Raw genomic sequence first — 18,652 nt, forward strand, 5'->3', positions numbered from 1 at the left:
ATCCTTCTCTTAGTGCGCGGGCTAGATACGGCAGGCGTGGATCTGGCTGACCAGGATGGCGCGGGCGCCGAGGTCGTAGAGCTCGTCCATGATGTTATTGGTCTGCGACTTGCGCACCATCGAGCGCACGGCGCACCATTCGGAGTCGGCCAGATCCGAGACCGTGGGCGATTCCAGTCCGGGGGTCAGCGAGCAGGCCTGCTCCACCAGGTCGCGGCGCACGTCGTAGTCCAGCATCACGTACTGGCGTGCCACCAGCACCCCCGACAGGCGCCGGATGAGCACCTCCAGCCCGGTGGGGCTGTGGCTGGTGCGGCCGATGAGTACCGCCTCGCTGTGCAGCAGCGGGGCGCCAAAGATTTCCATGCCGGCGGCCTTGATGGTGTTGCCGGTTTCCACGACGTCGGCGATGGCGTCGGCTACGCCCAGGCGCACCGAGGACTCCACGGCCCCGTCGAGGCGCACGACCTCGGCGTCGATCCCCTGATCGCGCAGGTAGTGGCGCAGCAGAATGTCATAGCTGGTGGCGATGCGCTTGCCGGAAAGTTCGCTGGCGTCGGTGAAGGCTCCGCGCGGGGCGGCAAAGCGGAAGGCCGACTTGCCGATCCCCAGCGGCAGCAGTTCCTCGACGTTATCGTCAACGTCGGCATCGAGGTAGAGGTCGCGGCCGGTGATGCCCACGTCAAGGATGCCGCGCCCGACGTAAACGGCGATATCGCGGGGGCGCAGGTAGAAGAATTCGATGTTGTTCTCTTCGTCGACCATCACCAGTTCGCGGCTGTCGCGGCGCTGGAGGTAGCCGGCCTCCTTGAACATGGTGGAGGCGATCTCGGACAGGGCGCCCTTATTGGGCAGTGCTACGCGGAGCATGTGAATCTCTTTTCGGATCTACGTGCGGCGCGAGGTCAGGCCCGGGCCCGAAAGGGGGCTGGTCGATGAACGGGTGCTGCTGCGCCGCGGGTGCAGGATATCTGGGTCAAAGGCTGGGCCAAAGCGGCTGCCGTCGGCGCACTAAGCGGCGCGACGGCTATAGATGCTTGTAAACATCGGCCAGGGTGAGCCCCTTGGCCAGCATGAGGACCTGCAGATGGTAGAGCAGCTGGGAGATTTCCTCGGCCGCTTCCTCGTCGCTTTCGTATTCCGCGGCCATCCAGACCTCGGCGGCTTCCTCGACGATTTTCTTGCCGATCCCGTGAATGCCGGAGTCCAATTCGGCGACGGTACCCGAACCTTCCGGTCGGGTTTGGGCCTTAAGCGACAGTTCGCTGAAGAGCTCGTCAAATGTTTTCACGCTCTCTAGCCTAGCGGTAATTGACCCCATAGCATGAATCCGCGCTGTCACACAGTGACGTACGCATAAAGAATCCGGTATACGAGACACCGGTGGGGTGGGGCGCTAAGCGCCACCCCACCGGTGAGATCGCGGTATCCGGGGCCAGAAACTAGCCGCGCAGCGCCGCCACGGTCAGCACGGCGGCGGAGAACGCCTCGTAGCCCTTATCCTCGCTGGAGCCCTCAAGGCCCGCGCGGTCTAGTGCCTGCTGTTCGTTATCGCAGGTGAGCACGCCGAAGCCCACCGGGGTGCCGGTGCGCACCGACACCTCGGTCAGGCCGTTGGTGGCGGCCAGGCAGACGTAGTCGAAGTGCGGCGTCCCGCCGCGAATCACCACACCCAAGGCGACGATCGCGTCATAGTCCGCCGCCAGCCGGGAGGCGGCCACCGGCAGTTCGAAGGTGCCCGGAACGCGGATCAGGGTGGCCTGCACCCCGGCATCGGCCGCGGCCTTCTGTGCACCGTCGATCAGCCCGTTCATCACTACTTCATGCCAGCTGGCGGCCACAATGGCCACCCGCAGATCCGCGAGGTTCGCGGCGGCTAGTTCGTCGGCCACATTCTGTGGGGCTCCGTGCTTGCTCATTTGCTTTCTCCTTCGGTGCGCTCCCGCAGTGGCGGAAGGTTGAGGTCATGCCCGAATCGGGTCTGTTTGGTGTGCAGGTAGCGTTCGTTTTCGGCGCGCGGCGGCACCCGGTTCGGAAGCACGGTGCTCACCTGTACGCCGGCGGATTCGAGCTGGGTGCGCTTATCCGGGTTGTTGCTCAGCAGGGCGATGCGCTGCACGCCCAGTTGCCGCAGGATCGCGGCCACGGCCAGGTAGTCGCGGGCGTCGGCCGGGAAACCGAGGTGGACATTCGCCTCCAGGGTGTCCAGGCCCTCGTCCTGTAGCGCGTAGGCGCGCAGCTTATTGAACAGTCCGATGCCGCGCCCCTCGTGGCCGCGCATGTAGATCAGGTGCCCGCCCTGTTCGGCAATGCTGGCCAGTGCCGCATGCAGTTGCTCCCCGCAGTCGCAGCGGTAGGAGGCAAATACGTCGCCGGTGAGGCATTCGGAGTGGATGCGAACCACCGGGTCCCCCTCGCGCGGGGTGGTGCCCGGGTGGCTGAGCACCAGGTGCTCGTGCCCATCCACACTGGCCGAACGGGCGCTGAAGGTCCCAAAGGCGGTGGGCAGCTGCACCGGCTCGGTGAGATTGATGTGGTCATTGAGCCGGCGCCACCGGGCCAGATCGTCGATCGTGATCAGCGGCAGCTCGTGGGTGGCGGCGAAGTCACGCAGCGCGTCCAGTCGCATCATCGACCCGTCGTCGTGCACGATCTCCCCGATCACGCCCACCGGGGCGAGCCCGGCGGCCCGGCACAGATCCACCGCGGCTTCGGTGTGTCCGCGCCGTTCCAGCACGCCACCGGCGGCGGCCCGCAGCGGGAACATGTGCCCGGGGCGGTTCAACTGGCGGGAGGTGGTCAGCGGGTCGGCCAGCAGCCGGGCGGTCAGCGCACGGTCGGCCCCCGAGATGCCGGTGCTGATGCCCTCCACCGCGTCGCAGCTGACGGTGAAGGCGGTGCCCTTAGCGTCCTGGTTGATCCCGACCATCGGGGCCAGCCCCAGCTGGTCGGCGCGTGCGGCCTCGAGCGGCACGCAGATCACCCCCGAGGTGTGCCGGATGGTGAAGCCCATCAGCTCGGCGGTGGCGTGCTCCGCGGCGAAGATGATGTCACCCTCGTTTTCGCGGTCCTCGTCGTCGACGACCACGACCGCGCGCCCGGCGGCGAGCGCGACCAGCGCGGTTTCGATGCTGTCTAGTTCCTTGCGTGCCATTAGTCCTGCACCTCAAATCCACGCAGGCGGGCCACGTACTTGGCCAACACGTCGGTTTCGATATTGATCCGGTCCCCCACCTGACGCTGGCCCATGGTGGTTTCGCGTAGCGTGATCGGGATGATGCCGACCTCGACCCAGTGCTCGGCGTCGCTGGCGGCGGAGACCGCGGTGACGGTCAGCGAAATCCCGTCGAGCGCGATGGAACCCTTTTCGGCGACGAACGGCGCGTAGGCGGCCGGCAGTCCCACCCGGAAGGTGGTCCACTGGCCGTGGTCGGTGCGCGCCAGTACGGTGCCGACGGTGTCCACATGCCCTTGCACCACATGTCCGTCGAGCCGGGCACCGGCCGGGGTGCAGCGTTCCAGGTTGACGCGATCCCCGGCGCGCAACTCACCGATGGTGGTGCGCTGCAGGGTTTCACCCATGACGTCCAGCGACAGGGTTTCGCCGTCGTTGGAGGTGGCGCTCAGGCAGACGCCGTTGATGGCGATGGAGCCGCCGAGGTCAAGGTCGCTGGCGTGCCCGGGGGCATGAAGCCGCAGCACCGCTAGGGACTGCTCCTGATCGTGGGTCACGTCCAGCACCGTGCCGGCGCCGGAGACAATTCCGGTAAACATGGGTTTCGATCCTTCTAAGTCTAAATTTTGTTGGCGTGTGCGTGCGCTGGGTCCGGCTCGGGTTCCAGATGCATCAGCACATCCGGGCCGAGCCGACGTAGCGCGTCGGGTTGGTGTGCGTCGAGCCGGAAGGCACGGCGCTGCGAAAGCGTGGTGACGGTAGGCAGGTTCACCGAGGCGCTGCCGGCACCGATAATGTCCGTGGCCTGATAGCAGAAGAGCTCGTCGGCCAAGTCCGCGGCGATGAAGGCGCTGGCCACCGTCGCCCCGCCCTCGATCAGCAAATGGGACAGACCTAATTCGTTGGCCCGGGCGGTCAGCGCGTGCACGTCGTGGCTGCGCAGCTGCTCCCACCGTTCGTCGTAGGCAAGGGCCAGATCCTGCGGCAGGTCGCGGTGCCCCAGCACCAGACGGTAGGGCTGGCGGGCGTGCAGGGTGCCGATCATGGTGCGCGCGGTCAACCGCGGGTCGTCGCTGAGCACCGTTTCGGTGCCCACCACAATCCCATCCACCCGGGCGCGGAGCTGGTGGGCATGGGTGCGGCTAGCCTCGGAGGTGATCCACTGGCTCGTACCATCCGGGGCGTTGATCCGGCCGTCGAGCGACTGGGCCGTTTTGACGGTGATGAAGGGGCGCCCTGCGGCTTGGGCCCGCAGCCAGCGGTGGTTCAGTTCCCAGGCCTGCTGACCGTCGCCGATGCGGTCCACGTGGACCCCGGCAGCCTGCAGGGTTTGTGCGCCCCCGGCGGCGGTGCTGGTCTGATCCGGCAGCGCGTAGTACACCGCCCCGATCCCGGAGTCGATGATGGCTTGGGCGCAGGGGCCGGTGCGGCCGGTGTGGTTGCAGGGCTCGAGGGTTACCACCATGCTCAGCGTCCGGGCGCGGGCCTTGTCGATGCGGCCCAGTCGGCGCAAGGCGTCGATCTCCGCATGGGGCGAACCGGCGCCGAGGTGGAAACCGGTGGCGATGATATGCCCCTCGGCATCGAGGATGCAGGCGCCGACCAGCGGGTTCGCACCACGGTGTCCGCGGCGGGCCGCCTCAAGCGCGGTGCGCAGCGCGGTCGCCAGCGCATCGGCGCCGGGCTGGAATGGCAGTACATGTGCCTGGTTCATGAGGCACCGCCCTTGATCCGCGGATCGGGCAGGGCCGTCTCGACGCTGGGCTTGCCCCCATTGCGGGCGCGCATCCAGACGAAGAAACCGACCAGGGTAAAGGCCCCGTAGAACAGGTACATGAAGGCGCTGGCATAGTAGCCGGCGGAGAACAGCAGTGGCACACCCACCGCGTCCACGGCCACCCAGATCAGCCAGAATTCCACCCAGCCGCGGGCCATCCCCCAGGTGGCCAGCAGCGAACCAACGAAGGTCCACGCGTCGGCCCACACCGGCTCGTAGGAACCGAGCATCCTGAAGAGCGGGGTCAGCGCGATGGTGCCGATGATCAGAACGAGCACAAGCATCAGCCGTTCGGTGCCGCTGGCCCAACGCGGGGTCACCCCGTGCCCACCGGCGGAGCGGGCCTGTCGCCACCGCACCCAGCCGAAGATCGAGACGGCAATGAACATGATCTGGCGCCCGGCCTGACCCAGTAGGTTCGCGCTGTAGGCGGTATCGAAGAGGCTGCCGAGGAATACGGTCAGCAACAGCAGATTGCCGACGATGCCCACCGGCCAGGCCCACACCTTTCGGCGCATGCCGCCGACCGCACTGGCCAGCCCGAAAATATTGCCCACCACCTCGCGCACCAGTAGCGCCGAGCCACCAATGGCGATTTGTGAGTTGAAAGCGTCAATGAGCCACCGCAGGAAATCCATCTCCACCCTTCTCGAAGCGGCGGCTCCGGGGGTGCATTTGATGGCCCGCTGATGCCTGTGGTTAGCGAAGGGCACCTCGGAAAGAGGTGCGCACAGGCACGGTAGCGTTGATCAAATCGTGCTTCTCCCATCCAGACTTTAACTGTCGGTGCCGGAATTTCACCGGCTCAACCGTTCCCACCGTGGCCTGAGCCTGATGGTTGCGGGTCGCGGACTATCACCGCCGGTTCGGACTTTCACCGACCCCGGAGCACGTAGTTGTCGTGTACTGCGTTTATTGTTGCACATTCTGGTGCCCGGCGAGCACCAAATTGCGTAATGCGTCGATCTCCACCGACGGCTCCGGCGCCCCATAGACCGCAGAGCCGGCAACGAACACATCGGCCCCGGCCTCGGCGGCGCGTAAAATGGTGTCGCGGGAGATGCCGCCGTCCACCTGCAAGGCGATGGGCTTGCCGCTACCGTCGATGGCGGCGCGGGCGCGACGAATCTTCGGCAACACCAGATCCAAAAAGGCCTGCCCACCAAAGCCGGGTTCCACGGTCATGAGCAGCAGCATGTCCAGCTCGCCCAACATATCCAGGTACGGTTCGAGGGCGGTGGCCGGACGCAACGCCATTGCCGAACGGGTTCCGGCGGCACGCAGTTCGCGGGCCAACCGCACCGGGGCGGCGGCGGCCTCGGCATGGAAGGTCACCGACTGCACCCCGGCTTGCGCATAGGCCGGGGCCCAGCGGTCCGGGTCCTCGATCATCAGGTGCACATCCAGTGGCAGCTCACTTCGCTCCGCGAGGGCCTGCACCACGGGCAGGCCCAGGGTGAGGTTGGGGACGAAGTGATTGTCCATCACATCCACGTGGACCGCGTCGGCGGTGTGGATGCGTTCGAGTTCGCTGGCCAGGTTGGCGAAATCGGCCGAAAGAATCGAGGGATGAATGTGAGGCTGCGACATGTTGGCTCCCGAAAGGTCGAAGGGTCTCAGGCGGTTTTGGTCAGAAGGGCCATGAACATGGCATCGGTCCGCTGCAGGTGCGGCCAGAGCTGCACGGTATTACCCGACTCTCCCAGCTCGGTGCCCTGGACGCGCACCTCGGGCAAAAGCACCGAGTTGATGGCTGCGGCCGTATCCAGCAGGCGGGCTTGCGGGTTGCGCTGCAGGAAGTCCTGCACGACTTGGCGGGTCTCCACCTGGTGCGGGGAACAGGTTACGTAGCCGATTACCCCGCCGGGGCGGACCGCGCTGAACGCGGCGTCGAGCAGTTCACCCTGCAACTGGGCCAGTGGCTGGATGTCACGCGGCGTCTTGCGCCACCGCGCCTCGGGGCGGCGACGCAGTGCGCCGAGACCTGAGCAGGGAGCGTCGACCATAATGCGGTCGTAATCCCCCGCGAATTCGGCGCCACCGAAATCACGTCCGTCGCGCGAGTCCACCATCCAGTACCCCGGATCCACCGGCGCCAAGGACTGTTCGACCAGCCGGGCACGGTGGGCGGTGGGCTCGTTGGCCGTCAACCGGGCATCGCGTTGCACCGCCAGCGCCCCCAGCAGTGCCGCCTTGCCGCCCGGTCCGGCGCAGAGGTCGAGCCAATAGCGATCTCCGTCGGTGGGATCGGGCAATTCAGCCCCCGCCAGCGCACGGGCCATGATCTGGCTTCCCGCGTCCTGGGCACGCACCACGCCGGAGCGCACACCGGGTACCCGGGAAATGTCGCCCTGCTGGTAGGTGGCCGAATCGGCGAGCAGCTCGCCGGGCTCGGCGCCGGCGGCGAGCACCTGCTCAATGTCCGCCAGTCCGGGTAGCGCCACGAGGTTGACCACCGGGGCCAGGTTATCGGCGCGCAGCAATTGTTCCAGCTCCTGCCCGTCGCGGCCGTGAGCCTTCAAAGCCTGGTGCAGGGCGCGGGCCACCCACTCCGGGTGACTGTGCTCGATGGCCAGACGCGCGGTGTCGTTGCTGGCCCCGGCGGCGAGTTCCGCGGCCCACTCTTGGGCGTCGCGGGCGGTGACTCGGCGCAGCACCGCGTTGATGAGCCCGGAGGGACCGGCCCCGATCTGGGCGCGGGCCAACGACACGGTTTCATCGAGTGCCGCATGCTGCGGTACCCGCATGGCCAAGAGTTGGTGGGCTCCGAGGCGTAGCGCGTCGCGGATGGCCGGGTCGAGCTCCTCGAGCGGACGATCAACCAGGGTGGCCAGGATGCCGTCGTAGAAACCCTGTCCGCGCAGCGCCCCATAGGCCAGTTCGGTGGCGAAGCCGGCGTCGCGCTTATCGAGTTGATAGGTACGGATCATTTTGGGCAGCACGAGGTTGGCGTACGCGTCGGCCTCGCTCACCTCGCGGAGCACTTTGAAGGCCACCAGGCGGGCCGGGTCGGCCGAGCGTTTGCGGGCCGCGGGGGCCGACTGGCTGAACTGGCGCGGGCCGGCGCCCTGGCCGCGGTTGCGGGTGCGGCCACGCTCGTTGCGGCGTGGCTGGTTGTCCTGGCTCATGCGAAGTTCACTTTCAGGTCGTTGGCCAGCGCACCGCGGGCCCAGTCGGCGGCGTTCATCATTTTCTTGCCCGGCGGTTGCAAGGCGGTGACCTCGAGGGCCCAGGTGGCGGTGCCAATGAGTACGACCGGGCGCTTACCCGGTTCGATATGCAGTTCCCCGCAGGCCAGGTCGCGGCGCTCGCGTACCTCGCGGAGCGGACCGAACTTGTAGCGTTGCTCGCCAGCCATCGCCCAGGGGCCGGGGGCCGGGAGCGTGCCGTGGGCCCGGCGCCGGATTTCCGTAGCCGGTTTGCTGAAGTCCAGGCGGGCGTCGGCGTCGGTCAGTTTCGGCGCGTAGCTTCCGTTACCGCTTTGCGGTACCGGGTTGGCCACCCCGGCCTCCAGCGCGTGCAGGGTCTGTACGAGCAGCTGCGAGCCGCTGTCACTGAGCCGCTGCAGCAGGTCTCCGGCCGTGGTGTTTTCGTCGATGACCTCGGTGACCTGGCCATACACCGGCCCTGTATCCAGACCGGTCTCGAGTTGGAAGGTCGCCGCGCCGGTGATGTCGTCGCCATGGATGATGGCGTGCTGCACCGGAGCGGCACCACGCCAGGCTGGAAGCAGGGAGAAATGCAGATTGATCCACCCGTGAGTGGGCACCTGCAGCGCCGCGGCTGGTACCAGCCCGCCGTAGGCGACGATGGCGGCAGCAGCTACCTTCAACTCAGCGATCTGCGCGGTCACGGCCGCGTCAATGGTGGAGGACTTGATGACCTCGAGGCCTAGTTCGGTGGCGCGCGCGGCAACCGGCGAGGGGGTCATCACGCGTTTGCGCCCCAAGGGTGCATCCGGGCGGGTCAACACGGCGGCGATCTCGAATCCGGCCTCGTGTAGGGCATCTAGGGTCCGCACGGCCACCTGCGGGGTTCCGGCAAAAAGGATACGCATAAGACTCAGCGCCCCATTCCGGCGCCGAAGCTTGAACCGAGCGCCGAGGCGCGCTGGGTGACGGTGCTGCTCGCCGTGGCGTTGTAGTTACCGGCACGGAGCGTGCGCCATGCGGCCTTGCGGTCCGCGGCGGAGAGGCGATCCAAGAACAGGACCCCGTCGAGGTGATCGGTTTCATGCTGCAGGCAGCGTGCCAGCAGGCCCTCGGCCTCCAGCGTCAGCGGGTTGCCTTCGACGTCGAAGCCGGTGGCACGCACGGTGCGGTGTCGGGCGATTTTTCCGGCGATCCCCGGAATGGACAGGCACCCTTCCATGGCTGGTTCCTGCAGTTCGTCGCTCAATTCGAGGACGGGGTTCACGATATGTCCCCGCACTCCGTCGACCTGATAGGTGAACACCCGCTGGGACACACCCACCTGTGGGGCGGCCAAACCGGCACCATCCACATTCTCCATGGTCTCGTCCATATCGGCGACGAGCTTCTTGAGCTCCGGTGTAAATTCGGTGACCTCGTCCGCTCGGGTGCGCAACACGGGGTCGCCAATGATCCGAATTCCCAGTACTGCCATGGTGGGTGGTGGTTCCTCTCGGTAGTTGGTGGCGCGGCGAGGCCAGAAGCATCACCGGAAGCTCTAGTCTACGGTGCCGAGTCTTAGGCTGGCGCGGCCGGCGGCGCGATCTCGGTCAGCGCGCTCGGGTTCGTCGCAATGATCTGGCGTGCCTGCCATGCGGCATGAAGGGCTTGGAACTGGGCGAAGTAGGTGGGAACTGCCGCCTCGGTGGCCAGGTAGGTGCGGGCCGGTGCCGCACCGAGGGCGACGGCGAGAAGCAACGGATTGCGTGGGTGCGGCCATGGTTCCCAGCGTCCGGCCTCGGCGTCCACGTTCTGCTCCTCGGCCTGCGCGGCCGCCGCTAACTGCATGATGACCTTTTCGTCGGGCCGTTTGAGCTGTCCATCACGGTCCACGCCACGGGTTTTGTAATCCACCAAGCAGAGGCGACCGCCGATACGCGCCACAAGGTCGATGGTGCCGGCGTAACCGAGGGTTGCATTCCAGATGGTCACCTCCGCGGCCACCGGTTCCACGCCGTAGTCGTGCCACCACGCTTCAAAGTGCGCGGCATTGGCAAGTTCGCCGTGTTCTTCGAGCTTGGCGCGCGCGGCCTCAAGCTCGTGCGCTTGCCCCAGCGCGCGTAGCGCCCATGCTTCGGCGTAGTTGTGCAACCGATCGCCGCGTTCGGCCGCGGCATCTCGATAGCGTTCCGCAGCGGATGCGGCCTCGCGCACTAACGGACGGACGGCCCCGGGCGTCTGTAGCGCCGCGGGTAGCCGACTGTCTTCACTCAGTGTCGTGGCGGCTAGGTATCCGGCCCACCCACTGAGATCGGGTGCGGCCACGGACATGACCGTCGTAATCGACGGAACCGTGGCCGGTTGCGAGAGGTCTCTGCGATACATGCGTCCGGTGGCCGTACTCACGGCGAGTCGTGGAGAGGTCATATCTCGATCATGGCATGTCATCTCGGAGTTAAGAGTGCGACGCAGGGGCTGTGGGGACTATTTTTCCGCGTGTTTCCGGGACTACAATGGCTTGTGAACCAGATCTCATGTTTTCGATTTGGAAGCCCGGTCAAACTCGTATAGAGTTTTTACTCGTTGGAAAACGGACGGAAACGTTCGGGAAAACAGCATTTGCGGACATAGCTCAGCTGGTAGAGCGCAACCTTGCCAAGGTTGAGGTCGCGAGTTCGAACCTCGTTGTCCGCTCGGAAAAATCGCGAAGTGATTTGTGGTTTTGTCGAGATTCCCCTGCGGAATCTTCGGCGCGATTGGCGCAGCGGTAGCGCGCTTCCCTGACACGGAAGAGGTCACTGGTTCGATCCCAGTATCGCGCACGGAGTATCGATCCCTAGGATCAGTACCCAAGCGGACATAGCTCAGCTGGTAGAGCGCAACCTTGCCAAGGTTGAGGTCGCGAGTTCGAACCTCGTTGTCCGCTCGCAAGAAGAACACCGACCGGTTTACCGGTCAATGGTGGGGTGGCCGAGAGGCGAGGCAGCGGCCTGCAAAGCCGTATACGCGGGTTCGAATCCCGTCCCCACCTCGCAGAAAGATCATTGCTTTCTTTTTGCGCGATTGGCGCAGCGGTAGCGCGCTTCCCTGACACGGAAGAGGTCACTGGTTCGATCCCAGTATCGCGCACGGAGTATCGATCCCTAGGATCAGTACCCAAGCGGACATAGCTCAGCTGGTAGAGCGCAACCTTGCCAAGGTTGAGGTCGCGAGTTCGAACCTCGTTGTCCGCTCCAAATAATTGAATATCGTGCGGACATAGCTCAGCTGGTAGAGCGCAACCTTGCCAAGGTTGAGGTCGCGAGTTCGAACCTCGTTGTCCGCTCCACGAAAGAGGCGGTCCTGAATTTCAGGATCGCCTCTTCACCTATTGGGCCTGCGAGAGTGCCCCGATCATTTGTGTTACACCGGATCCGTCTGGCATTGCTCGAACCAGACTTGGATGTTCACGACCCCGCTGCAGGTTGCCCCGCCATACTGGGCCTGTTGCGGAATTTCGCCATTGGGCCCCACAATCCACGTTGCGAGGTCGGCCACCTGGTCACCATTCACGTCGAATCCAAGAAGCCCGGAGAAGCCCTCCCCGGTTTCGGGATTGATAACGCCCCGATCGATGCGGTTCAACACGCCCCGCGTCGCCCACACGACCTCACCACTTTCGTCGTCGATCACGACTTGGACACCGGCGGCTTGATTGACCTTGCTGGCATTGACGCACTGATGCGCCAATGCCGAGCCGGCAGCCAGTGTTAGGACTGCCGGTACGGCCGCGATCCCCAACGCGACCCGTTTACCTGTATTCATAATTCCCCTTTTCACGAACGAACACGTGGGCGAATCTTATCCCTGTGATGCACATCACACAAGGGAATTGAATGGAAAGAGCGGGCGAAAGCAGGGTGAATTAACCGCGCCCGAAACCTCACAGCGCCTCGCGTTCTTCCCACCCGGTAAAACTCTAGATTCATACATATATAGGCGCTAGCCACACGCGTATTAGAGCCAAGAGCGTGTTCGCCCTCGGCATGAACGCCGGGGTTACGAAAACGTGATCTAGCGGCTTAGGATGTAGTGCAGTGAGGATCACCCCGATCTTCAGCAGCGAAGGGAGAAGCGTATGCCAGGATTAGACGATCTCGCAGGTAACCTCGACGGCCTGAAGGATAAGGCGTCCCAGTTCGCCAGCGAACATTCGGACCAGATCTCGGACGGGATCGAGAAGGCCGGTGACTTTGTTGACGACAAGACCGGGGGAAAGTTCGCCGAGCAAGTTGATGGCGCTCAAGAAGGCGCTCAGAACTTCCTGAACAACCTCGGTGGGGAAGAGAACGCATAGCGCGTCGAGATCTTTGACGTATCGGCCTGCACGACACGTCACGTGGGCACCGGCCAGATACTGGCGCGGTGCCCACGTCATTTAACCCCCTCGGCCTGTTACCAATTTGTTCCACGTACTCCCCCGCCTCGAAAATAAACGCATGTCACAAAGCGTTGCGGCGGAAAATAATGCGCTCCGAGATGCGGTTTTGGCCGGGCTGGTCACCACCGTCGTGGGTTTCACCTCGTCCTTTGCCGTGGTGCTAGCCGGCCTCACGGCCGCGGGAGCCACGGCCCATCAGGCCGCATCGGGCCTACTGGCCCTGACCCTGCTCACGGGAATTAGCTGCATCGTGCTCTCGAGCTGGCATCGGGTGCCGGTCACGGTTGCCTGGTCGACGCCCGGGGCGGCGCTACTGGCCGGCTTGGCGCCGGGTAATTTCAGTTTCGCGCAAGCGGTGGGGGCGTTCATCGTCAGCGGCGTGTTGATCATGTTGACCGGCCTGGTGCCAGCCCTGCAACGGTTGATGGCCGCCATTCCGGTCTCCATTGCCCAGGGCATGCTCGCGGGTATCCTTATCCCGCTCTGCCTCAAGCCGTTCACGGCGCTAAGCCACATTCCCATTGAGGCGCTGGCCATTTTGCTCGCGTTTTTGGTGGCCCTACGCAAACTACCGAAGTACGCCGTGGGGTTGAGCATGCTGGTGGCCGTGGCTATCGGGCTGTGGCATATTGCCGCTCACGGTGCGTGGGCACAGATTTCGGCCGCCCCCAGCCTGGAATTGGTGGTGCCGGAATTTTCGCTGGCCGCCGTGGCCAGCATTAGCCTGCCGCTATTCATCGTGACCATGGCGTCGCAAAATATTCCAGGGGTGGCGGTGATGTCGACCTTTGGTTACACCACACCCTGGCGCTCAAGCATGCTGCTCACCGGCGCCGGTAGCGCCGCCGGCGCGTTCTTCGGCGGGCATGCGATTAATTTGGCTGCAATCTCCGCGGCGCTGGCCGCCGGCGAGGCGGCCGGCTCCAATCCGGCCCTACGCTGGCGTGCGGCCACGAGTAGCGGGGTGTTCTATCTGCTCTTCGCCGCCGGCTCGGTGCTCATTGCCTCGGTGGCCGCGGCGAGCCCCGCAGGACTCTTCGAAGCCGCCGCGGGACTGGCGCTGCTGGCCACCTTGGCCAATGCGCTCGGCGGGGCACTTGCCGATCCGGCGTGGCGCTTCAGCGCGCTGGCGACCTTGTTGGTCGCCACCTCCAACCTGACCCTCTTCGGAATCGGCGGGGCCTTCTGGGCGCTACTCATCGGCCTAGGCGTGCACCTGATCGCCGAACGCAGCTAGTGCCTTAGAGTGCGACCTCACCGATCTGACCCTCGCGGGCCAGGGCGGTCAAACGCGAGACGGCACGGAAGTACTTCTTCTGGTAGCCACCGGCCATCATTTCCTCGGTGAACAGTTCGCTGAAGGGCTTACCCGAAGCAATGATCGGCACGTCCTTGTCATAGAGCCGGTCGGCCAGCACCACGAAGCGCAGGGCCACCGACTGATCGGTGATGGTGTCGACGTTATGCAACACCAGGACCTGGGTCTCGGCCAGCAGCTGGCGGTAGCGCGAGGGGTGCACCTTGGACAGGTGCGCGACCAGGTCGGCAAAGTCATCCACCGCGAGGGTGCTCTCCGGGTAACGTTCCGCGGCAAAGCTTTCAAGCTGAGCATCGTCCATCGGCTTCGGGGCCTCGGGCAGACCACGGTGGCGGAAATCTTCACCGTCAACCCGGTGCACGTCGAACTGTTCGGAGAGCGTCTTGATTTCGCGCTGGAAATCCACCGCGGCGAAGCGTCCCTCGCCCAGCGCGCCGGGCAGGGTGTTCGAGGTGGCCGCCAGCTTGACCCCGGCGTCGGAGAGTTCACGCATCAACCGCGACATCAGCACGGTGTCCCCCGGGTCGTCGAGCTCGAATTCGTCGATGCACACCAGCTTGTACTGGCTGAGCACGTCGACGGTCTGCCGGAAGGACAGCGCCCCGACCAGGTTGGTGTACTCCACGAAGGTGCCAAAGGCTTTCGGTCCCGGGGCGGCGTGCCATAGCGAGGCCAGCAGGTGGGTTTTGCCCACGCCGAAGCCGCCGTCGAGATAAATCCCGTTCTTTGCGGTTTCCTTCTTCCCAAAGAGCTTGCCGAAGAAGCCGCCCGAGGAGGACTTGCCCACCGACTCGGCAAAACGCTGCAGTTTGGTGACCGCTTCGGCCTGCGAAGGCTGGCGCGGGTCGGGCCGGTAGGTGTTGAAGGAGACCTCCCCGAAACGGTAGGACGGGTGGAATCCGGCCAGCAGTTCCTCCACCGAAACATTGGGAGTGGTCTCGGTCAGGTGGGTTATCGTGGCCATGCGCGCAGTGGTGTCCTTTGCAAAAGTCGGTACCGGTCCATCGGATAGTTTACCGCCCGGCGCTAGCTTATGTTCCCTTGGATGACCTCCGGGGCTTGGAAGCTGGGCCCCACCCGGGACTAGGCTAGGGGTAAGAGCGTGTGGCCGCACTCTACGGTGCGGGCCCGCGCTTTCAGTCAGACCCCGAATGAAGGACGGTTAGCGATGCCCGTGCCCGTGGATGAGAATCCAGCCTACGCCCAGTACGCCCACCCGGAGCGGTTGGTATCCACCGAGTGGTTGGCCGCGCACCTGAACGACGAGAACCTCGTGGTGCTCGAGTCCGACGAGGATATTCTGCTCTACTCCACCGGCCACATCCCCGGGGCGCTCAAGGTGGACTGGCATACCGAACTGAACGATGAAGTCACCCGCGACTACGTCGACGGCGAGGGCTTCGCCCGCCTGATGAAGGCCAAGGGCATTGCGCGGGACACCACCGTGGTGATCTACGGCGACAAGTCCAACTGGTGGGCCGCCTACGCGCTTTGGGTGTTCTCGCTGTTCGGGCACGAAGATGTGCGCCTGCTCGATGGCGGACGCGATAAGTGGATCGCCGAGGGACGCGAACTGAGCACCGAGAAGCCCGCCGCGCGCCCGGTTGCCGACTACCCGGTCATCGAGCGTGACGATTCGCAGATTCGTGCCTACCTGCCGCAGGTGCTCGAGCACCTGGGCAACCCGCTGATCGATGTGCGCTCCCCGGAGGAATACACCGGTGAACGCACCCATATGCCCGCCTACCCGGAGGAGGGCGCGCTGCGCGGCGGGCATATCCCCACCGCCGCGTCGGTGCCGTGGGCCCGGGCCGCGGCCGAGGACGGTACCTTCCGTTCGCGCCAGGAACTGGAGGCAATCTATCTCGACGAGGCCGGGCTGAAGCCGGGCGACGACGTCGTGGCCTACTGCCGCATCGGTGAGCGTTCCAGCCACACCTGGTTTGTGCTGACTCACCTGTTGGGCTTTGAGAAGGTACGCAATTACGACGGTTCGTGGACCGAGTGGGGCAACGCGGTGCGCGTGCCGATTGTCCGCGGAGCCGAGCCCGGCGAACTTCCGGCGCAGCTGGCGGGTCGCGCATGAGCCAGACCCCCGCGGCACTGAGAGAGATCGTAGAGGAATTCACCGAGGTGCCCGAGGCCGACCGCCTCGAGCTGCTGCTCGAGTTCTCTCGTGAGTTGCCCGAGCTACCACCGCGTTTGGCCGAGCACCCGGAGTTGCTCGAGCAGGTCGTCGAGTGCCAGTCGCCGCTATTTTTGGTGGTTGAGGTCGGTAACGACGAGAACCGGCTGACCCGGCTGTTCTTTTCGGCGCCACCCGAGGCGCCAACCACCCGCGGGTTCGCCTCGGTGCTGGCCGCCGGGCTCGATGGCGCCCCGGCCACCGACATCTTGGCCGTGGCCGACGATATGCCGCAGTCTCTGGGGCTTTCGCGGGCGCTGTCCCCCTTGCGTATGCGCGGGATGACCGCGATGCTAGGCCGCATCAAGCGCCAGGTGCGCGAGCAGTTGGAGGCCTAGGACCGGCGGTATGGGCAAGCGACAGGGACAATCGGGCACCCCGGCAACCGTGGCTTTGGAGGCCGCCGGGGTGCCCTATACCGCCCACCACTATGCGCACCGGGCGCAGTCCGAGGGTTACGGTGCCGAGGCGGCGCGCGCCCTACACGTCTCCCCCGCCCGGGTGTTCAAAACACTAATGGTGGCCACCGGGGCGCAGGCCGATCGCGACCTGGCGGTGGCAATCGTCCCGGCGGATTCCACCCTGGATCTTAAGGCCTGCGCGCAGGCGCTAGGGTGCAAGCGGGTGCAGATGGCCGATCCACAGGCCGCCCAGCGGCGCACCGGCTATGTACTCGGCGGGATTTCTCCCTTCGGACAACGCCACCTCAGCCCGACGGTCATCGACCGTTCGGCCCTTGAGCACGAAAGCATTTTTCTCTCCGGGGGTCGACGAGGCTTCAGCCTCGAGCTGGCCCCGGAACGCGCCGTGGCGTTTCTGGGCGCCAGTGTGGCGCCTGTGGCCAGCGGCACGTCGCTGCCCGCGGAGCGCGGCTAGGCTAGTCGGCTACGCAGGAAGACCTCTAGGGCGGCGGCAAATCCCTGCGGGTCGACGTTCGGTTCGCGGGTGTGCCCGGCGCCCCGGAAGGATTTCAGGGTCACCAGGTCCGGACGCAACGTGGCCAGCTTGTGGCTCGGGCCCGAGGGCACGAAGTCGTCGTCGTCGCTGTGCATGATCAGCGTTCGGTGGGTCAGCTCCTCGGCACGGTCCACCCAGTTCAGCGCCTTGAGATTCACCGGTGCCGCCAGTCCGGTAAACCAGCGTCCGGCCGGGTTGGACAGCAGCCATTGAGCCAGCCGACCCACGGATTGTGGGATCTTATTCGCCCGGGCCTGGTGGCTGAGCACGTCCACCCAGTTAATGACCGGCCCCACGAGCACCAGTGCGTCGATGACGTTGGCCAGGGCCGAACGGTCGGCGGTCTGCAGGCTGATCGCCCCACCCATGGACCAGCCCATGAGAATGACCTTGCGCGCCCCGTGTTCCAGGGCGTAGCCGATGGCGCTTTGCACATCGAGCCATTCCGTATCCCCCAGGCCATAGCGCCCGTCGAGGGTGGCCGGGGCCAGCCCGTCGTTGCGATAGCTGATCAGCAGCGCGCTCACTCCCACGCGTTGCAGGGTCGGTAGCGCCCGAATCGATTCGGTGCGCCTCGCCCCGCGTCCGTGCACGCAGATCACCCAGGTGTCCTTGTGGCTGGTGCCGTCGATCAGCCAGGCGGGGGCCGGGCCGACCTCGAGCGGCACCTTGACCTCGTGCGCGTCGATGCCAATATCGCGCGGGTGCTCATAGATGGCCCCGGAGAAATTTCCACGCCGGACATTCTCTAGCGAACCCCGGTAGATTTCCTCCACGGCCCGCGCCACCAATCGGGGTTTGCCCGGCACGGGTTGTGGCGGGCCGAGCCGCACCGCGCAGGCGTCGCCTTCCCCGAGGAAGCTACAGGCCCCGGCCGCGGTGGTTTCCTCGGTGCGTTGCAGATGCATCCAGCGCTGACCGTGGGCGTCGACGACGATATCGCGCACGATGACACTGAAGATGCGTTTTTCATCCGGGGTGACCACTCGGCGGGCGAAGTACCCGGCGAGCGCGGAGACACTGGCGGCCAGCAGCGAACCGGCGGCCAGTCCGGCTCCGGCGCCAATGAGCGTGGCCGGGATGGTTTTCCGCGGTTCGAGGGTCTGTGCGAGATTGCGTGGCATAGTCCCATCATGGCAGATCCAGGCTCGGGGAATCTTCGGTGGCCGCCAGACGTTGTGCGGTACATGAGTAAACCGGAGAATCCAAAGAATATTGACTGGCGCGAGGTGCTCTCGCCGCAGGAATTCCAGGTGTTGCGTGAGGCTGGCACCGAGCGCCCCTTCACCGGTGAGTACTGGGACAGCACGCAGGCCGGGGTTTATGCCTGCCGGGCCTGTGGTGCCGAGCTTTTCACCAGTGACACGAAGTTCGACGCTGGCTGCGGCTGGCCCTCGTTCTTCGCCCCATTGGCCGAGGATCGGGTGCGTTACCTCAGCGATCAAAGCATGGGCATGGAACGCGTGGAGGTGCGGTGCGCAAGCTGCGATTCGCACCTTGGGCATGTGTTTAAGGGCGAGGGTTTCGACACCCCGACCGACCTGCGCTACTGCATGAATTCGATCAGCTTGACGCTGCGCGAAACTCAGGATTAAGCACCGTCCGCCAAGCTGGGGCCCACATCACATCTAGCATTAGTAATGCTTAGCCTTGATGGGCTGAGCATTACTTTTTCTTCGGTTGCGCGTA

21 protein-coding genes, 7 tRNA genes and 1 riboswitch are annotated in these 18,652 nt (G+C 65.2%); of the genes, 13 read left to right on the plus strand and 15 right to left on the minus strand.

The features are described from left to right. Positions 1 to 21: 21 nt before the first annotated feature. From hisG to ACJD00_RS09960, 12 genes are all read right to left on the minus strand, one after another. Positions 22 to 870, minus strand: a complete 849-nt coding sequence (hisG, locus tag ACJD00_RS09905) for an ATP phosphoribosyltransferase (RefSeq protein ID WP_309406694.1) — start codon at positions 868 to 870, stop codon at positions 22 to 24. Positions 871 to 1,027: 157 nt separating this feature from the next. Continuing rightward, positions 1,028 to 1,291, minus strand: a complete 264-nt coding sequence (locus tag ACJD00_RS09910) for a phosphoribosyl-ATP diphosphatase (protein WP_309406692.1) — start codon at positions 1,289 to 1,291, stop codon at positions 1,028 to 1,030. Positions 1,292 to 1,442: 151 nt separating this feature from the next. Next, the gene (ribH, locus tag ACJD00_RS09915; protein WP_418906878.1) at positions 1,443 to 1,919 is read right to left on the minus strand and encodes a 6,7-dimethyl-8-ribityllumazine synthase; all 477 of its coding nucleotides are present in this window, start codon (positions 1,917 to 1,919) and stop codon (positions 1,443 to 1,445) included. Next, positions 1,916 to 3,154 carry a 3,4-dihydroxy-2-butanone-4-phosphate synthase gene (ribB, locus tag ACJD00_RS09920; RefSeq protein ID WP_418906879.1) on the minus strand — a complete coding sequence of 413 codons (1,239 nt, stop codon included), beginning with the start codon at positions 3,152 to 3,154 and terminating at the stop codon, positions 1,916 to 1,918. The genes ribH and ribB overlap by 4 nt, the downstream gene beginning before the upstream one ends. After that, positions 3,154 to 3,774, minus strand: coding sequence for a riboflavin synthase (locus ACJD00_RS09925; protein WP_418906880.1), 621 nt, complete (start codon positions 3,772 to 3,774; stop codon positions 3,154 to 3,156). Before ACJD00_RS09925 ends, ribB begins: the two co-directional genes overlap by 1 nt. Positions 3,775 to 3,794: 20 nt before the next feature. Further along, entirely contained in the window at positions 3,795 to 4,889 is a 1,095-nt protein-coding gene (gene ribD, locus ACJD00_RS09930) for a bifunctional diaminohydroxyphosphoribosylaminopyrimidine deaminase/5-amino-6-(5-phosphoribosylamino)uracil reductase RibD (protein ID WP_418906881.1), read from the minus strand. Further along, positions 4,886 to 5,590 (minus strand): nicotinamide riboside transporter PnuC, encoded by a 705-nt coding sequence (pnuC, locus tag ACJD00_RS09935; protein WP_418906882.1) that lies wholly within the window; start codon positions 5,588 to 5,590, stop codon positions 4,886 to 4,888. Before pnuC ends, ribD begins: the two co-directional genes overlap by 4 nt. Before the next feature lie 115 nt (positions 5,591 to 5,705). Further along, a riboswitch (FMN riboswitch) is annotated at positions 5,706 to 5,847 on the minus strand. 17 nt (positions 5,848 to 5,864) lie between these two features. Next, positions 5,865 to 6,542, minus strand: coding sequence for a ribulose-phosphate 3-epimerase (gene rpe / locus ACJD00_RS09940; protein ID WP_418906883.1), 678 nt, complete (start codon positions 6,540 to 6,542; stop codon positions 5,865 to 5,867). Between the two features lie 26 nt (positions 6,543 to 6,568). Beyond that, positions 6,569 to 8,080 (minus strand): RsmB/NOP family class I SAM-dependent RNA methyltransferase, encoded by a 1,512-nt coding sequence (locus tag ACJD00_RS09945; RefSeq protein ID WP_418906884.1) that lies wholly within the window; start codon positions 8,078 to 8,080, stop codon positions 6,569 to 6,571. Further along, the gene (gene fmt / locus ACJD00_RS09950) at positions 8,077 to 9,009 is read right to left on the minus strand and encodes a methionyl-tRNA formyltransferase (RefSeq protein ID WP_418906885.1); all 933 of its coding nucleotides are present in this window, start codon (positions 9,007 to 9,009) and stop codon (positions 8,077 to 8,079) included. The genes ACJD00_RS09945 and fmt overlap by 4 nt, the downstream gene beginning before the upstream one ends. Positions 9,010 to 9,014: 5 nt before the next feature. Next, positions 9,015 to 9,578 (minus strand): peptide deformylase, encoded by a 564-nt coding sequence (gene def, locus ACJD00_RS09955; protein ID WP_418906886.1) that lies wholly within the window; start codon positions 9,576 to 9,578, stop codon positions 9,015 to 9,017. A gap of 83 nt (positions 9,579 to 9,661) precedes the next feature. Beyond that, positions 9,662 to 10,510 (minus strand): PD-(D/E)XK nuclease family protein, encoded by an 849-nt coding sequence (locus tag ACJD00_RS09960; RefSeq protein ID WP_418906887.1) that lies wholly within the window; start codon positions 10,508 to 10,510, stop codon positions 9,662 to 9,664. A gap of 194 nt (positions 10,511 to 10,704) precedes the next feature. Between ACJD00_RS09960 and ACJD00_RS09965 the strand changes: the two genes are divergently transcribed. The 7 genes from ACJD00_RS09965 to ACJD00_RS09995 all read left to right on the plus strand — a co-directional run bounded on the left by ACJD00_RS09965 (position 10,705) and on the right by ACJD00_RS09995 (position 11,411). Further along, positions 10,705 to 10,777 (plus strand) — tRNA-Gly (locus ACJD00_RS09965). A gap of 56 nt (positions 10,778 to 10,833) precedes the next feature. After that, a tRNA-Val gene (locus tag ACJD00_RS09970) sits at positions 10,834 to 10,905 on the plus strand. Between the two features lie 31 nt (positions 10,906 to 10,936). After that, positions 10,937 to 11,009: transfer RNA gene (locus tag ACJD00_RS09975), tRNA-Gly, on the plus strand. A 34-nt stretch (positions 11,010 to 11,043) separates the two neighbouring features. Beyond that, positions 11,044 to 11,114: transfer RNA gene (locus tag ACJD00_RS09980), tRNA-Cys, on the plus strand. 26 nt (positions 11,115 to 11,140) lie between these two features. Next, positions 11,141 to 11,212: transfer RNA gene (locus ACJD00_RS09985), tRNA-Val, on the plus strand. Between the two features lie 31 nt (positions 11,213 to 11,243). Beyond that, positions 11,244 to 11,319: transfer RNA gene (locus ACJD00_RS09990), tRNA-Gly, on the plus strand. A 16-nt stretch (positions 11,320 to 11,335) separates the two neighbouring features. After that, positions 11,336 to 11,411, plus strand: a tRNA-Gly gene (locus ACJD00_RS09995). Between the two features lie 74 nt (positions 11,412 to 11,485). On the opposite strand, the gene ACJD00_RS10000 is transcribed toward ACJD00_RS09995, so the two are convergent. Further along, positions 11,486 to 11,887: a hypothetical protein gene (locus ACJD00_RS10000; protein WP_418906888.1), complete on the minus strand. Its 402-nt coding sequence runs from the start codon at positions 11,885 to 11,887 to the stop codon at positions 11,486 to 11,488. Between the two features lie 313 nt (positions 11,888 to 12,200). On the opposite strand from ACJD00_RS10000, the gene ACJD00_RS10005 reads away from it, so the two are divergent. Both ACJD00_RS10005 and ACJD00_RS10010 read left to right on the plus strand, forming a co-directional pair. Beyond that, complete coding sequence (locus ACJD00_RS10005) at positions 12,201 to 12,419, plus strand: antitoxin (protein ID WP_309406674.1); 219 nt, start codon at positions 12,201 to 12,203, stop codon at positions 12,417 to 12,419. Between the two features lie 142 nt (positions 12,420 to 12,561). After that, complete coding sequence (locus tag ACJD00_RS10010) at positions 12,562 to 13,740, plus strand: benzoate/H(+) symporter BenE family transporter (RefSeq protein WP_418906889.1); 1,179 nt, start codon at positions 12,562 to 12,564, stop codon at positions 13,738 to 13,740. 4 nt (positions 13,741 to 13,744) lie between these two features. On the opposite strand, the gene zapE is transcribed toward ACJD00_RS10010, so the two are convergent. Beyond that, positions 13,745 to 14,785 carry a cell division protein ZapE gene (zapE, locus tag ACJD00_RS10015; protein ID WP_418906890.1) on the minus strand — a complete coding sequence of 347 codons (1,041 nt, stop codon included), beginning with the start codon at positions 14,783 to 14,785 and terminating at the stop codon, positions 13,745 to 13,747. 204 nt (positions 14,786 to 14,989) lie between these two features. Here zapE and ACJD00_RS10020 point away from each other — a divergent pair, with 204 nt between their 5' ends. The 3 genes from ACJD00_RS10020 to ybaK are packed head-to-tail and all read left to right on the plus strand — an operon-like array spanning position 14,990 to position 16,882. Continuing rightward, positions 14,990 to 15,907: a sulfurtransferase gene (locus ACJD00_RS10020; RefSeq protein WP_418906891.1), complete on the plus strand. Its 918-nt coding sequence runs from the start codon at positions 14,990 to 14,992 to the stop codon at positions 15,905 to 15,907. Further along, complete coding sequence (locus ACJD00_RS10025; RefSeq protein WP_418906892.1) at positions 15,904 to 16,344, plus strand: SufE family protein; 441 nt, start codon at positions 15,904 to 15,906, stop codon at positions 16,342 to 16,344. Before ACJD00_RS10020 ends, ACJD00_RS10025 begins: the two co-directional genes overlap by 4 nt. 10 nt (positions 16,345 to 16,354) lie before the next feature. Next, the gene (gene ybaK, locus ACJD00_RS10030) at positions 16,355 to 16,882 is read left to right on the plus strand and encodes a Cys-tRNA(Pro) deacylase (RefSeq protein ID WP_418906893.1); all 528 of its coding nucleotides are present in this window, start codon (positions 16,355 to 16,357) and stop codon (positions 16,880 to 16,882) included. On the opposite strand, the gene ACJD00_RS10035 is transcribed toward ybaK, so the two are convergent. Beyond that, complete coding sequence (locus tag ACJD00_RS10035; protein ID WP_418906894.1) at positions 16,879 to 18,087, minus strand: alpha/beta hydrolase family protein; 1,209 nt, start codon at positions 18,085 to 18,087, stop codon at positions 16,879 to 16,881. The two genes, ybaK and ACJD00_RS10035, sit on opposite strands and share 4 nt — an antisense overlap. 63 nt (positions 18,088 to 18,150) lie before the next feature. Between ACJD00_RS10035 and msrB the strand changes: the two genes are divergently transcribed. Beyond that, positions 18,151 to 18,558: a peptide-methionine (R)-S-oxide reductase MsrB gene (gene msrB, locus ACJD00_RS10040; protein WP_418909327.1), complete on the plus strand. Its 408-nt coding sequence runs from the start codon at positions 18,151 to 18,153 to the stop codon at positions 18,556 to 18,558. Positions 18,559 to 18,652 lie beyond the last annotated feature (94 nt).

Origin of the sequence: Glutamicibacter endophyticus (genome assembly GCF_048457885.1) — a bacterium.
GTDB lineage: Bacteria > Actinomycetota > Actinomycetes > Actinomycetales > Micrococcaceae > Glutamicibacter > Glutamicibacter endophyticus.